This is a genomic window from Pseudomonas sp. FBCC-B545 (genome assembly GCF_059134095.1).
The window spans coordinates 571,379-585,047 of sequence record NZ_CP101441.1; the positions used below are offsets into that span (position 1 = coordinate 571,379).

13 protein-coding genes are annotated in these 13,669 nt (G+C 58.7%); 3 read left to right on the forward strand and 10 right to left on the reverse strand.

Annotation, left to right across the window (positions count from 1 at the left end):
• Positions 1–12: 12 nt before the first annotated feature.
• Both dnaG and rpsU read right to left on the reverse strand, forming a co-directional pair.
• Positions 13–1,983: a DNA primase gene (gene dnaG, locus NMB39_RS02620; protein ID WP_057013928.1), complete on the reverse strand. Its 1,971-nt coding sequence runs from the start codon at positions 1,981–1,983 to the stop codon at positions 13–15.
• Positions 1,984–2,426: 443 nt separating this feature from the next.
• Positions 2,427–2,642, reverse strand: coding sequence for a 30S ribosomal protein S21 (gene rpsU, locus NMB39_RS02625; RefSeq protein WP_002551877.1), 216 nt, complete (start codon positions 2,640–2,642; stop codon positions 2,427–2,429).
• A 203-nt stretch (positions 2,643–2,845) separates the two neighbouring features.
• Between rpsU and tsaD the strand changes: the two genes are divergently transcribed.
• Positions 2,846–3,871 (forward strand): tRNA (adenosine(37)-N6)-threonylcarbamoyltransferase complex transferase subunit TsaD, encoded by a 1,026-nt coding sequence (gene tsaD / locus NMB39_RS02630; RefSeq protein ID WP_494339640.1) that lies wholly within the window; start codon positions 2,846–2,848, stop codon positions 3,869–3,871.
• Positions 3,872–3,891: 20 nt separating this feature from the next.
• Here tsaD and plsY read toward each other — a convergent pair whose 3' ends face one another.
• Positions 3,892–4,461: a glycerol-3-phosphate 1-O-acyltransferase PlsY gene (plsY, locus tag NMB39_RS02635; protein WP_057022941.1), complete on the reverse strand. Its 570-nt coding sequence runs from the start codon at positions 4,459–4,461 to the stop codon at positions 3,892–3,894.
• Positions 4,462–4,535: 74 nt separating this feature from the next.
• On the opposite strand from plsY, the gene folB reads away from it, so the two are divergent.
• Positions 4,536–4,889: a dihydroneopterin aldolase gene (folB, locus tag NMB39_RS02640; RefSeq protein ID WP_046069798.1), complete on the forward strand. Its 354-nt coding sequence runs from the start codon at positions 4,536–4,538 to the stop codon at positions 4,887–4,889.
• Entirely contained in the window at positions 4,880–5,398 is a 519-nt protein-coding gene (gene folK, locus NMB39_RS02645) for a 2-amino-4-hydroxy-6-hydroxymethyldihydropteridine diphosphokinase (protein WP_464006646.1), read from the forward strand. The genes folB and folK overlap by 10 nt, the downstream gene beginning before the upstream one ends.
• Positions 5,399–5,470: 72 nt before the next feature.
• Here the strand turns inward: folK and NMB39_RS02650 are convergent, their stop codons facing one another.
• From NMB39_RS02650 to apaG, 7 genes are all read right to left on the reverse strand, one after another.
• Complete coding sequence (locus tag NMB39_RS02650) at positions 5,471–6,703, reverse strand: multifunctional CCA addition/repair protein (protein WP_057022943.1); 1,233 nt, start codon at positions 6,701–6,703, stop codon at positions 5,471–5,473.
• Positions 6,704–6,766: 63 nt separating this feature from the next.
• The gene (locus NMB39_RS02655) at positions 6,767–8,332 is read right to left on the reverse strand and encodes a SpoVR family protein (protein WP_046069795.1); all 1,566 of its coding nucleotides are present in this window, start codon (positions 8,330–8,332) and stop codon (positions 6,767–6,769) included.
• Positions 8,329–9,600 carry a YeaH/YhbH family protein gene (locus tag NMB39_RS02660; RefSeq protein ID WP_057022944.1) on the reverse strand — a complete coding sequence of 424 codons (1,272 nt, stop codon included), beginning with the start codon at positions 9,598–9,600 and terminating at the stop codon, positions 8,329–8,331. Before NMB39_RS02660 ends, NMB39_RS02655 begins: the two co-directional genes overlap by 4 nt.
• A 113-nt stretch (positions 9,601–9,713) precedes the next feature.
• Positions 9,714–11,636, reverse strand: coding sequence for a PrkA family serine protein kinase (locus NMB39_RS02665; protein WP_003194732.1), 1,923 nt, complete (start codon positions 11,634–11,636; stop codon positions 9,714–9,716).
• A gap of 285 nt (positions 11,637–11,921) precedes the next feature.
• A complete protein-coding gene (glpE, locus tag NMB39_RS02670; RefSeq protein WP_046069794.1) occupies positions 11,922–12,251 on the reverse strand; it encodes a thiosulfate sulfurtransferase GlpE in 330 nt (109 codons plus the stop codon).
• Positions 12,252–12,260: 9 nt separating this feature from the next.
• The gene (locus NMB39_RS02675; RefSeq protein WP_057022945.1) at positions 12,261–13,112 is read right to left on the reverse strand and encodes a symmetrical bis(5'-nucleosyl)-tetraphosphatase; all 852 of its coding nucleotides are present in this window, start codon (positions 13,110–13,112) and stop codon (positions 12,261–12,263) included.
• On the reverse strand, positions 13,112–13,492 hold the full coding sequence (gene apaG / locus NMB39_RS02680) for a Co2+/Mg2+ efflux facilitator ApaG/CorD (RefSeq protein ID WP_043049712.1): 381 nt from the start codon (positions 13,490–13,492) through the stop codon (positions 13,112–13,114). Before apaG ends, NMB39_RS02675 begins: the two co-directional genes overlap by 1 nt.
• Positions 13,493–13,669: the final 177 nt, after the last annotated feature.

Genomic DNA, 13,669 nt, shown 5'->3' on the forward strand with positions numbered 1-13,669 from the left:
CGAGCTATGACCTCACACGCCAGCTGAGGTCGGGTTTGATGCGGAAACATTCTGTTTTAAGAGGTCGCGCATCTGTTTTGCTATCTGAATTTGCTCTTCAGCCGACAATCCCGGCTGCCTGGCTCTCTTGATGAGCTCATCGAGGGTCTGCGTATGCTGACCCGCGGATAACCTATTAATGGTGTCTAAAAACTGTTGTTCAAGGTTATCTCCGTCAATTAGCCACTCCTTTTCCGCCAGGGCTTTCAATAAACGGCCCTGTTCCGTGCCATGCCAGCGAGCCATCAGCTGAATTGAGTTTAGCTTAGGATTTTTTTGCACCGCCTCGATCAGGGCAATCAGCACCTGGGCATAGGTGTTGCTCTCGTTGGCAAAATGGTCGGCACTCTCAACCTTGCCGGCCAATTGCGGGTGGTGAATCAATGTACGCAGCGCAATAAGTGTCGGGGCTTCTACCGCCACCGGCGTGCGTGGAGCGTAGGCTTCATCGCGATCGCCGCGCTTGCCGTTCTTGCTCCAGGGTTTCTTGTCCCATTTCTTGCCGCCGGCGCCGGGTTTCTTTGGCGTCCACTCCTGCTGGGGCGCAAAGGCCTCCTGGGGTTGATGGAAGTCGGCATAGTCCGGCATGGCGTCGTAATCCATGCCAGGGTCGTAGGCCGGCGGTGCATCCTGTGGTGCGCTGTGCACCAGCTGACTTACGGCTTCGCCGCTCAAACCGGTGATCTCCAGCAGGCGCTGGCGCATCAGGGTGCGCAAGTTGGCGCCCGGGACCTTGTCGATCAGCGGTGCGGCGAGGGTGGCCATATGGGCCTTGCCCTCGAGGGAGCGCGGGTCGGCTTCTTCGGTCAGTTGCTGGAAAAAATAATCCGCCAGTGGCTGCGCATGTTGATTGATGCGCGCACGAAACGCGTCGGTGCCTTCCGAGCGCACCAGTGTGTCCGGGTCCTCGCCTTCGGGCAGGAACAGGAAACGTGCGCGCCGCCCGTCCTGCAGGCTCGACAGCGTGGCCTCAAGCGCGCGCCAGGCGGCGTTGCGGCCGGCCTGGTCACCGTCGAAGCAGAACAGCACGCTGGGTACCACGCGAAACAGGCGCTTCAAGTGCTCTTCGCTAGTGGCGGTGCCGAGGGTTGCCACCGCGTTGCGCAGGCCTTGCTGGGCCAGGGCGATCACGTCCATGTAGCCTTCAACCACGATGATCTCGTCGAGGTTGCGGTTGTTCTTGCGCGCTTCGAACAGGCCGTAGAGTTCCTGGCCCTTGTGGAACACCGGAGTCTCCGGGGAGTTCAGATACTTGGGCTTGTCGTCACCGAGAACGCGGCCACCAAAGGCGATGATACGGCCACGGCTGTCGCGGATCGGAAACATCACCCGGTCGCGAAAACGATCGTAGCGCTTGCCGGTCTCGGCGTTCTCCACCAACAGGCCGGCATCGATCATGGCTTTTTGCTGGAGGGTATCGCTGCTCAGGTGCTTGTACAGATTGTCCCACCCTGGTGGGGCGAACCCGAGGCCGAAGTCGCGGGCGATTTCACCAGTGAGGCCGCGTCCCTTGAGGTAATCGACGGCGGCCTTGCGCTGCGGGTGGCTCTTGAGGGCCTGGCGATAAAAATCGGCAGCGGCCGTCAACAGCGGATACAGGGGCGAGTCGGTGGGCTGCCTGGGTTTGTGCGGGCGGCCACTTTCTTCGCGGGGGATTTCCATGCCGGCGGCTTTGGCCAGGTCCTCGACGGCCTGGGGGAAGTCCAGGTTGTCGTGGTCCATCAGGAAGCCGAGGGCGTTGCCGCCGGCACCGCAACCGAAGCAGTAATAGAACTGCTTGTCGGGGCTGACGCTGAACGATGGGGTTTTTTCTTTATGGAACGGGCAGCAGGCGGTGTAGTTCTTGCCGGCTTTTTTCAGTTGTACGCGTGAGCTGACAACATCGACGATGTCGGTGCGGTTCAGAAGGTCGTCAATAAAGCTCTGGGGAATCAGCCCGGCCATGGCGTTCTCGTCATCACTGCGTGTAAATGAGGGCCCGTGAAGTGTTCAAGCGCACGTATCGAGTGCTCGATCATCATCGTCTGCTTGGGTTGTCAGGAAAGTGTATCTGCCGAGCATTCACTGACGGTAGTTTCTGATCAGTCTTCGGCATGGAAATGTTGCCCGGGCGTCCGGTCTTGGCCAATGAGGGCCACGGAAACGCATCGATGGGCACAGCCGACACAGTTGATCGCCTGCTTGAAGAATAGGTGTGCTCGTCAGTAGCCTTGTTAGGCTCGTCAGAAGAGACGTGCACCGCTGGCAAAAGAGCCAGCCCTGACGTTTGAAGCAGTGTCTCGGTCGCATGTGCGGCGTCGACGGTGAAGCATCAAGCGATATCCGCAAATGCCAACAGCCCGGCTGAGGGCCGGGCTTGGCAGAAGCTTGCTACGAACGTCTGTGTATTAGTACAGACGAACGGCGCGGCGCTGTTCGCGCTGAACTTTCTTGGCGTGACGCTTAACAGCGGCTGCTGCTTTACGCTTACGCTCAGAAGTTGGCTTCTCATAAAATTCGCGGCTACGAACTTCAGCCAGAACACCGGCTTTTTCGCAGGAGCGCTTGAAACGACGCAGAGCTACGTCGAAGGGTTCGTTCTCTTTTACTTTGACGGCTGGCATCCAGAGCTACCTTCTTTCATTACCGGGAATCAACGTTCTCGTCGCAAAAAATTCGCGGCTGAGGTCGTCGGTTTTTAAGGGTTGCGGATGTTAACCCCTCATTGCCCGGAATGCAAAGCCTCTGATCGAAAACCGCTAGTCGGGAGGGGGAGCGGGGACTATCATGCGCGCCTTCGAATTCAGCCTCTACAAGGCGCAAACCCATGCTAGTACTGGGACTTGAAACCTCCTGCGACGAAACCGGCGTCGCCCTATACGACAGTGAACGCGGGCTTTTGGCCGACGCGCTGTTCAGTCAGATCGACCTGCACCGCGCCTATGGTGGCGTGGTGCCGGAGCTTGCCAGCCGTGATCACGTCAAGCGCATGCTGCCGTTGATTCGCCAGGTGCTGGACGAGGCCGATTGTGTGGCGACCGAGATCGATGCCATCGCCTACACTGCGGGCCCTGGATTGGTCGGAGCCCTGCTGGTTGGGGCCTCTTGCGCCCAGGCGCTGGCTTTTGCCTGGGGCATTCCGGCTCTTGGCGTGCACCATATGGAAGGCCATTTACTGGCGCCCATGCTGGAAGAAACACCACCGCAGTTCCCGTTCGTCGCTTTGTTGGTTTCGGGCGGCCATACGCAGCTGGTTCAGGTCGATGGTATCGGCCAATACACCTTGCTGGGCGAGTCCCTGGACGACGCCGCCGGCGAAGCTTTCGATAAAACTGCGAAGATGATGGGGCTCAATTATCCAGGTGGCCCGGAAATCGCCCGTCTTGCCGAGAAAGGCGTGGCCGGGCGCTACACCTTCCCGCGTCCGATGTGTGATCGCCCTGGCCTGATGTTCAGTTTCAGCGGTTTGAAAACCTCCGCCTTGAACACCTGGCAGCAGAACGTCAGTGCCGGGGACGACGGTCAACAAGCCCGTTGCGACATCGCTCTGGCGTTCCAGCAGGCCGTGGTGGAGACTTTGACCATCAAGTGCAAGCGCGCCCTGAAGCAGGCGGGTATGAAGCGGCTGGTGATTGCTGGCGGCGTCAGTGCCAACAAGGCACTGCGCGTGTCCTTGGAGAAAATGCTCGGCGACATGAATGGTCATGTGTTCTACGCACGCCCTGAGTTCTGCACTGATAACGGCGCGATGATCGCCTATGCCGGTTGCCAGCGCTTGCAGGCCGGACAGCACGAAAGCCTGGCGATCAGCGTGCAGGCACGTTGGCCAATGGAACAGTTGCCGCCGTTGTAAGAGCCGACGCAAGGGCGGATTTAAAAATGCCGTTCGCGCCCTGCAAACAGGTCGCGTAGATTGCCGCGGTGACGCCAGACGATCAGCAGGGTCAGCATGCTCATCGGCAGCAAGGCCTGCGGTTCCTGCCAGGCCAACAGCGGCAGGGTCAGCGGGGTGGCGATCAGCGCGGCCAGCGAGCTGGTTCGGGTCAGGTAGAACGTCAGCAGCCAGGCGAGCATGGCCAGTAACGCGGCCGGTGGGTAGATGCCCAGCAGCATACCGGCCGCTGTGGCAACGCCTTTACCGCCGCGAAAACGGAAGTACAGCGGGAACAGGTGGCCCAGGACGGCGCACACGCCCACCCAGGCTTGCTGTTGCAAGGTAAGGCCGAGGAGGCTGGCGATCAGCACGGGCAGCAAGCCCTTGCACACGTCGCCCAGCAACGTCAGGACGGCAAGTTTCTTGCCGGCCAGGCGCAACATATTGGTGGCGCCGGCATTGCCTGAGCCACTCATTCGCGGGTCGGGGTTTCCCGTCAGGCGGCTGAGCAAAATGGCGAAGGACAGCGAGCCGAGCAGGTAGGCGAGAATCGCCAGTGACCAAAACATGCTAACTATTCCGGGCGAGGATGCCCTGATTCTAACGGGGCATCGCGCCCTTGTCGTGCTGCGGAGAAGAGTACTTGGACAGAGTGTTTATCGAAGGCCTGGAAGTCGACACCGTGATCGGGGCCTACGACTGGGAGCGCGGGATCCGGCAGTGCTTGCGCCTGGACCTGAGCTTCGCCTGGGATAATCGCCCGGCCGCTGCAGGTGATGACCTGGCGCTGGCGCTGGATTACGCCAGCGTGTCCGCGCGTATCCAGGCTTTTGCCGAGCAGTCCCAGTATCAGTTGGTGGAAACCTTCGCCGAGCGCTTGGCCGAGGTGCTGATGAGCGAATTCCAGATTCCCTGGCTGCACCTCAAATTGACCAAGCCAGGCGCCGTGCCGGCTGCCAAGGGCGTGGGCGTGGAGATCGAGCGCGGATGTCGTTGACTCAGATTTACCTTGGGCTTGGCAGCAATGTTGAGCGCGAAAGCCGTCTATGCGCCGGCCTGGATGCGCTGGCGGGGTTCTTGACGGATATGCGCTGTTCAGCGGTGTTCGAAAGCCAGCCGGTGGGGATCAAGAGCGGGCCATTTTTCAACCTGGTGGTGTCGGCTTATACCGACCTGCCGTTGTTGGAGTTGGATCGCCGATTGAAATTCATCGAGGCCGATAATGGCCGTTATGCGCCTAACCGTAAGGGCCTGCCGCTGGATATCGATGTGTTGCTGTATGGCGATTTGGTAGGTAATTTCGATGGATTGATCCTGCCACGGGCAGAAATCCTGAAAAACGCTTTTGTATTGTGGCCGCTGTCGATGATGGCGCCGGATCGTATGCACCCTGAGGCAGGCAAGACAATGGCCGAGCTGTGGCGCGATGCGCAGATCGACCAGGTGCTGGCGCCTGTCGGCTTTGAGTGGCAAGGCCGACAACTGACGCCGCAAGCTCTCTTGTAAGAGCCGAGCTTGCTCGCGAAAAACCTGAGGGCGCTGCCTTATCGTTGACGTTTTTCGCGAGCAAGCTCGCTCCTACACAGGCTTGTGTTGTTCCTTGTAGGCTTTCAGCGCGTTCAGCCGTTCGCGCTTGAGTGCCGCTCCCAGCTCTGGGCCTTTGAAACCTTTTTCCAGCAATGGTGCAACCGGTACTTCGCGTGCAGCCTTTGCCGCGCCGCGCAAATAATCTGCCTGTGGATAACTGCGTTGTTCAAAGCCTTTGCGGCCCCGGGCATCCATTTCGCAGGCCACTACAAACTCTTCGAAGCGCTGCGGCCGCCGGTACAGGTCAAAACTCTGCAGTAATTCCAGTAATGTCGAGGCTTTGAGTTCCAGTGCGCGATGGCCGTGGGTATGAAATTCGCCCACCAGCAAGGCCAATTCCTGGCAATCCCTGGGCACCTTGAAGCGCTCGTTTACCGCCTTGATCAGCTTTAAGCCGCGGTGTTCGTGGGCAATATGCTGCGGCAACTTATCCACAGGCGTCAGGCCTTTGCCCAAATCGTGCAGCAGGCAGGCCCAGCGCACTGTCAGCGGTTGTTTGTGCAAAGCGGCTTGTTCCAGCACGCTCAAAGTGTGAACGCCGGTATCGATTTCCGGATGATGAGCCTCGGGTTGGGGCACACCGAACAGCGCGTTTACCTCCGGCATCAGGGTTTTCAGTGCGTCGCAGTCGCGCAGTACCTGGATAAATACCTGGGGCTGATCTTCCATCAGCGCCCGTGAGATTTCTTTCCAGCTGCGTTCGGGGGTAAGGGCCTCGAGTTCGCCGGAATCACTGAGTTGACGCATCAGCTCGAGTGTCTCGGGTGCGACCTTGAAGCCAAGGTGTGCATAACGCGCGGCAAAGCGGGCAACGCGCAGCACGCGGAGCGGATCCTCGGCGAACGCGGGGGAAACGTGACGTAATATACGCGCTTCAAGATCGCGTTGGCCGTGATAAGGATCGGTCAGGTTGCCATCGTCATCTTCCGCCATGGCGTTGATGGTCAGGTCACGACGGATCAAGTCCTCTTCCAGGGTGACCTCGGGGCTTGCGTGAAACACAAAGCCACCGTAACCCCTGCCGCTCTTGCGTTCGGTGCGGGCAAGGGCGTATTCATCACCATTTTTCGGATCGAGAAATACGGGGAAATCGGCGCCCACCGGCTTATAGCCTTTGGCGAGCATTTCCTCGGTGGTTGTGCCGACGACGACGCGGTCGATATCGGTGACCTTGATGCCCAGAAGGCGATCACGCACGGCGCCGCCGACTTTGTAGATTTTCATGAAAAAGCCTCCATTAGCGCCACAGGATAACGCCTGCGCCTGGCCAATGGAGGCTTTGCTGCTTCAGAGATGAACGACGGCCATGTCCAGGCGGCCGTAGTCATTGTCGTTGTGATCGCTGCGTGGCGGCACATGATGGGTTTTCATGACCTGATCGCCCTGTAGCGTTTCCAGGTGGATGTCAAAGCCCCACAGTCGATGCAGGTGCTTGAGCACTTCCTCGGTGGATTCGCCCAAAGGCTTGCGATCATGCTGCTGGTGACGCAGGGTCAGCGAACGGTCGCCGCGCACATCGATGCTATAGATCTGCACGTTAGGTTCGCGATTGCCCAGGTTGTACTGGGCGGCCAGGGTTTCGCGGATGATGCGGTACCCCGGTTCGTCGTGGATGGCCGGGACCACCAGATCGTCCTTGAGGTCGTCATCGAGGATGCTGAACAGCTTGAGGTCGCGAATCACCTGAGGTGACAGGTATTGCAGGATAAAACTCTCATCCTTGAAGCTGCTCATGGCGAACTTGATGGTCGACAACCAGTCGCTGCCTGCGATTTCCGGGAACCAGCGGCGATCTTCTTCCGTGGGGTGTTCGCACATGCGGCGGATGTCGCGGTACATGGCAAAGCCCAGGGCATAGGGGTTGATGCCGTTGTAATACGGGCTGTCGAAGCCGGGCTGGAACACCACGCTGGTGTGGGAGGTAAGGAACTCCATCATGAAGCCGTCAGTGACCAAGCCTTCGTCGTACAGATCGTTCATCAGCGTGTAATGCCAGAAAGTCGCCCAGCCTTCATTCATCACCTGGGTCTGGCGCTGTGGATAAAAGTACTGAGCGATCTTGCGTACGATGCGCACGATTTCCCGCTGCCAAGGCTCCAGCAGCGGAGCATGTTTTTCCAGGAAATAGAGGATGTTTTCCTGAGGTTCGACGGGGAAGCGCGCATTGTCCTTGTCGTTGTTTTTGCCGGCACGTTTGGGGATTGTGCGCCATAGGTCGTTGATCTGTTTCTGCAGGTGCTCCTCACGCTCCTTTTGGCGCAGGCGTTCCTCTTCGGCGGAAATCGGGTAGGGGCGTTTGTAGCGGTCGACCCCGTAGTTCATCAGGGCATGACAGGAGTCCAGAAGGTCTTCCACCGCATCGATACCGTGGCGTTCCTCACACTGCATGATGTACTGCTTGGCAAACACCAGGTAATCGATGATCGAGCTGGCGTCGGTCCAGGTGCGAAACAGGTAATTGCCCTTGAAAAAACTGTTGTGCCCATAGCAGGCATGAGCCACCACCAACGCCTGCATGCAGATGGTGTTTTCTTCCATCAGGTAGGCGATGCAAGGGTCGGAATTGATCACGATCTCGTAAGCCAGGCCCATCTGTCCTCGCGTGTACGACTTCTCGGTACTGAGGAAGTGTTTGCCATAGGACCAATGGTGGTAACCCAACGGCATGCCCACGGAGGCATAGGCATCCATCATTTGCTCGGCGGTGATGACCTCAATCTGGTTGGGGTAAGTATCCAGGGCATAACCCGCCGCAATACGGCTGATTTCCCGGTCATAGGCCTGGATCAATTCAAAGGTCCACTCGGAACCGGTGGAAATGGGTTGACGCTTGTTCTCTTTTTTGGCGGTCATGTCACTAACCTGCGCTGGAAGAGTTCACGGAAGACCGGGTATATATCGCCGGCCGAGACCAGTTGCTGCTGGGCGAACGTATCGGCAAAGGCTTCGCCGATGCGCTCGTACTCGAACCACAGGGCCTGGTGCTCACGGGGGGTGATTTCGACGTAGGTGTAGTACTGCACAAACGGCATGATCTGGTTGATCAGGATGTCACGGCAGATCGGCGAGTCGTCGTTCCAGTTGTCGCCGTCGGAAGCTTGGGCGGCGTAAATGTTCCAGTCGTTGGCAGGGTAGCGCTCGGCCATGATCTCCTGCATCAGCTTCAATGCACTGGAAACGATGGTGCCGCCGGTCTCCCGCGAGTAGAAGAACTCCTCTTCATCCACTTCCCGGGCGCTGGTGTGATGGCGAATGAACACGACGTCGATCTTGTCGTAGTTCCGTTTCAGGAACAGGTACAGCAAGATAAAGAAACGCTTGGCAATATCCTTGGTCGCCTGGGTCATGGAGCCGGACACGTCCATCAGGCAGAACATCACGGCCTTGGAGCTGGGGTTGGGCTGTTTGACCAGCAGGTTGTATTTCAAATCAAAGGTATCGAGGAATGGTACGCGGCGGATGCGCGCGCTGAGTTTCTCTATTTCTGCCTCGATTTCCTGGATATCGCCGAAGTTATCCGGTTCTTCACGCTTCAAGCGCGCCAACTCCTCCTTGGCCTGCTTTAGTTTGGCGCGGCTGCTGCCAGACAGGGCGATGCGCCGTGCATGGGCTGAACGCAAGGTGCGGATGATGTTGATGCGCGATGGATTACCCTCGTTGCTGATCCCGGCGCGCACGGTCTTGAAGGTGTCGGTCCCGGTCAGGTTGCGCTTGACCAGGTTTGGCAATTCCAGATCCTCGAACATGAATTCGAGGAATTCTTCCTGGGTGATCTGGAATACGAATTCATCCATGCCTTCCCCGGAGTTGCCGGCCTTGCCCGGGCCTTTACCGCCACCGCCACCTTGTGGGCGCTGGATGTGTTCGCCGGTGGTGAATTCCTTGTTGCCGGGGTGCACGACGGTCTGTTTGCCGCCGCGGCCGTGGTGAAGCACCGGCTCGTCAATGTCCCGCCCCGGGATACTGATTTGTTCGCCATGCTCCATGTCAGTGATGGAGCGGCGGCTGACGGCTTCTTCGACGGCCTTTTTGATGTGGTCACGGTAACGCCGCAGGAAACGCTGGCGGTTTACCGTGCTCTTGTTCTTGCCATTGAGGCGTCGGTCGATCACATAGCTCATAGGGAGCCCTCCGGGCAGCTTCACGTTACAAGCTTCAAGCTGCTAGCTGGAAGCTTCGGGACAAGCGGTCGGCTGCCAGGCCAATGGCCTGGCAGTGCACACTTGTCGCTGCCTTACTGCGATTTGCGCACCCGCAGGTACCACTCGGAGAGCAGCCGTACCTGTTTGTCGGTGTAGCCTCGCTCGACCATTCGCGTAACGAAGTCGTTGTGTTTTTGCTGATCCTCCTTGCTGGCCTTGGCATTGAAGCTGATGACCGGCAGTAGGTCCTCGGTGTTGGAGAACATTTTCTTCTCGATGACCACCCGCAGCTTCTCGTAGCTGAGCCAAGTAGGGTTCTTGCCGTTGTTGTTGGCCCGGGCGCGCAGTACGAAGTTGACGATTTCGTTGCGGAAATCCTTCGGATTGCTGATGCCGGCGGGTTTCTCGATTTTTTCCAGCTCCTCGTTCAGGGCCACGCGGTTGAGGATTTCGCCGGTTTCCGGATCGCGGTACTCCTGGTCCTGAATCCAGAAATCGGCATACAGCACGTAGCGGTCGAAGATGTTCTGGCCGTACTCGCTGTAGGACTCCAGGTATGCGGTCTGGATTTCCTTGCCGATAAACTCGATGTAGCGCGGTGCCAGGTATTCCTTGAGGAATCGAAGGTAGCGCTCGCGGGTTTCGGCCTGGAACTGTTCCTGTTCAATCTGCTGTTCCAGTACATAGAGCAGGTGCACCGGGTTGGCGGCAATCTCATGCGGGTCGAAGTTGAAGACCTTGGACAGGATCTTGAACGCAAAGCGAGTCGACAGGCCGTTCATACCCTCGTCCACGCCTGCTGTGTCGCGGTATTCCTGGATCGACTTGGCCTTGGGATCGGTGTCCTTGAGGTTTTCGCCGTCGTATACGCGCATTTTCGAATAGATATTCGAGTTCTCCGGCTCCTTGAGGCGCGACAGCACGGTGAACTGGGCGAGCATCTTCAGGGTGTCGGGCGCGCAGTGGGCCTTGGCCAGGGAGCTGTTGAACAGCAGCTTGTCGTAGATCTTGATCTCATCGCTGACCCGCAGGCAATACGGCACCTTGACGATGTAGATCCGGTCGATGAAGGCTTCGTTGTTCTTGTTGTTGCGGAAAGTGTGCCATTCCGATTCGTTGGAGTGGGCCAGCAGGATCCCGGTGAAGGGAATTGCCCCCAGGCCTTCGGTACTGTTGTAGTTGCCTTCCTGGGTCGCGGTGAGCAGTGGGTGGAGCACCTTGATCGGTGCCTTGAACATTTCCACAAACTCCATCAGGCCTTGGTTGGCCCTGCACAGCGCGCCTGAGTAGCTGTAGGCATCGGCGTCGTTCTGCGGGAATTCTTCAAGTTTGCGGATATCGACCTTGCCCACCAGCGCCGAAATATCCTGGTTGTTCTCGTCGCCCGGTTCGGTCTTGGCCACGCCGATCTGGTTGAGGATCGACGGGTAGAGTTTTACTACGCGGAACTGGCTGATATCGCCACCAAACTCGGCCAGGCGCTTGGTAGCCCACGGCGACATGATGGTATTGAGATAGCGTCGAGGGATACCGAAGTCTTCTTCAAGGATCGCGCCATCTTCTGTGGCGTTGAACAGGCCCAGGGGCGACTCGAAGACCGGAGAGCCCTTGATCGCGTAGAAAGGCACCTTCTCGATCAACTGCTTGAGTTTTTCGGCCAAGGACGACTTACCGCCACCGACGGGGCCGAGCAGGTAGAGAATCTGCTTCTTCTCTTCCAGGCCTTGGGCGGCATGGCGGAAGTAGGACACGATCTGGTCGATGCATTCTTCCATGCCATGGAAGTCTTCAAAGGCCGGGTAGCGGCGGATCACCTTGTTGGAAAATATCCGCGACAGGCGCGAATTGTTGGCGGTTTCCACCAACTCCGGCTCACCGATCGCCAGTAGCAGGCGCTCGGCCGCAGATGCATAGGTGCTGCGGTCCTGCTTGCACAGCTCGAGATACTCTTGAAGGGTGAGTTCCTCCTGCTGCGTGGACGCGAAGCGTTGTTGGAAGTGGCTGAAAATACTCATGACGTCGTCACCTCGCTCGATACGTGGAGCCGACGCCGGATCAATCAGTCGATGCTGGCAGTCATTGACGGACGCCAATGGCTGTTTTCCCCCCAGAACACCCTGAAACGCTACCGATGACCCGTACGCCGGTGTACCGGCTCTCCCCTGATTCGGATGGCCTGCGCTTAAGGATAGTTCGGAATCCGGGAGGTAAAGGGGTGATGCGCAATTAGTTTGGCTGCGCCGTTCGTCAGAAACGGCGCAAGCCCAAGCGTCACGCGGGGTAGCGGGGTGTGAAAAAAATTATTGCGAATCGCCTGAGGAAATTTCCGAAGGGTAAGTCGCACGCCACAGCTCAAAGCCGCCGTCCAGGCTGTAGACATCGGAGAAGCCCTGGCTGACCAGGTAGGCGGCCGCGCTTTGGCTGGAATTGCCGTGGTAGCAGGCTACGATCAGGGGCGCATCAAGGTCGGCGGCGCGGATGAAGTCGGCGATATTGACGTTATCCAGGTGCCGGGCGCCGCTGATGTGGGCGGCTGCGTAAGTCGGCTGGTCACGGATATCAACCACCACTGCACCTTGCTCGCGCAAGGCCTGGGCTTGTTCGGGAGGGATACGTTTGAATTCGCTCATGGCGGGCTCCTAAGGCTTGGCGGTGGCCGGCTGGGTAATGGGAAGGGGGGCTTGGCACTGGCAGTCATGACGCTCGCCGGTGTCGATGTTCATCAGGGTCATGGCGCCGCCCCACACACAACCGGTGTCAAGGGCGAACACGCCAGGCTCGTCGCACTTGCCTTCCAGGGCTGCCCAGTGACCGAAGATGATCCGGGTGTCACGGGTCTTGCGTTCCGGGTGGGCAAACCAGGGCTTATAACCCGGCAGCGCAGTGTCGGCGCCTTCCTTGCTCTTGAGATCCAGCTTACCCTCGGCGGTGCAGAAACGCATGCGCGTGAAGTAGTTGGTGATCACACGCAGGCGGGCCACGCCGGTGAGGTCGTTGTCCCACTTCACCGGGTCATTGCCGTACATGCCGTCGAGGTAAGCCGTATACAGGTTGTCGTCAGCCAGTGCGCTTTCGACTTCGGCGGCGCACTTGAGGGCTTTCTTCAACGTCCATTGGGGCGGGATACCCGCATGGACCAGGGCGATGTTGCGGCCTTCGTCGTAATGCATGATTTTTTGGCGACGCAGCCAGTCGAGCAGCTCGACGCGATCGGGCGCATCAAGGATTTCCCGCAAGGTATCGCCCTTTTTCAGACGCTCGATGTTATTGCCGGCGGCCAGCAGGTGCAGGTCGTGGTTGCCCAGTACGCACACCAGGGAATCACGCAGGTTATAGAGATAGCGCAGGGTTTCCAGGGACTGAGGGCCACGGTTGACCAAATCCCCCACCAGCCACAGGCGATCCTCAGCCGGGTCGAAGGCTACGCGCTCCAGCAGGCACTTGAGGGGCTCCAGGCACCCTTGCAGGTCACCGACCGCGTACGTCGCCATCAGTGCAGGGCTCCGGGCACCGCGAGGCGGAAGGGCTTGATGGTGGCGTCGAACAAGTGGCCATCGGTGGCCTTCATTTGATACGAACCTTGCATGGTGCCGACTTTGGAGGTCATCACCGTGCCACTGCTATAGGTATGGCTGGCACCGCTGTCGATCAAGGGTTGCTGGCCCACCACGCCGGCGCCGCGCACTTCCTCGACCTGGCCATCACCGTCAGTGATCACCCAGTGCCGTGACAGCAGCTTGGCCGGTACCAGCCCGTTGTTTTTCACTGTGACGGTGTAGGCAAAGGCGAAACGGTTGTGTTCAGGTTGCGATTGGTCCGCCAGGAAGCGGGTGACGACGCTGACGTCGATCTGGTAGCGAGGATCGGACATGCAAGAGGCCTTAAAAGCGGAGGACAGCAGATGCGGCTCAGTCTAGGCCATCAGGTGGGCACTAGGCCAGACATGCCGTCTGGGATAACGTGATCCAAAATGTGGGAGGGGCTTGCTCCCGATAGCGGTGTGTCAGTTGAAAATATATCCACTGATACTCCGCTATCGGGAGCAAGC

Excerpts from the sequence above, each read along its gene's own strand:
- dnaG (WP_057013928.1), bottom strand. The coding sequence starts at position 1,983 with ATGGCCGGGCTGATTCCCCAGAGCTTTATTGACGACCTTCTGAACCGC.
- rpsU (WP_002551877.1), bottom strand. The coding sequence starts at position 2,642 with ATGCCAGCCGTCAAAGTAAAAGAGAACGAACCCTTCGACGTAGCTCTG.
- tsaD (WP_494339640.1), top strand. The coding sequence starts at position 2,846 with ATGCTAGTACTGGGACTTGAAACCTCCTGCGACGAAACCGGCGTCGCC.
- plsY (WP_057022941.1), bottom strand. The coding sequence starts at position 4,461 with ATGTTTTGGTCACTGGCGATTCTCGCCTACCTGCTCGGCTCGCTGTCC.
- folK (WP_464006646.1), top strand. The coding sequence starts at position 4,880 with ATGTCGTTGACTCAGATTTACCTTGGGCTTGGCAGCAATGTTGAGCGC.
- NMB39_RS02650 (WP_057022943.1), bottom strand. The coding sequence starts at position 6,703 with ATGAAAATCTACAAAGTCGGCGGCGCCGTGCGTGATCGCCTTCTGGGC.
- NMB39_RS02655 (WP_046069795.1), bottom strand. The coding sequence starts at position 8,332 with ATGACCGCCAAAAAAGAGAACAAGCGTCAACCCATTTCCACCGGTTCC.
- NMB39_RS02660 (WP_057022944.1), bottom strand. The coding sequence starts at position 9,600 with ATGAGCTATGTGATCGACCGACGCCTCAATGGCAAGAACAAGAGCACG.
- NMB39_RS02665 (WP_003194732.1), bottom strand. The coding sequence starts at position 11,636 with ATGAGTATTTTCAGCCACTTCCAACAACGCTTCGCGTCCACGCAGCAG.
- glpE (WP_046069794.1), bottom strand. The coding sequence starts at position 12,251 with ATGAGCGAATTCAAACGTATCCCTCCCGAACAAGCCCAGGCCTTGCGC.
- NMB39_RS02675 (WP_057022945.1), bottom strand. The coding sequence starts at position 13,112 with ATGGCGACGTACGCGGTCGGTGACCTGCAAGGGTGCCTGGAGCCCCTC.
- apaG (WP_043049712.1), bottom strand. The coding sequence starts at position 13,492 with ATGTCCGATCCTCGCTACCAGATCGACGTCAGCGTCGTCACCCGCTTC.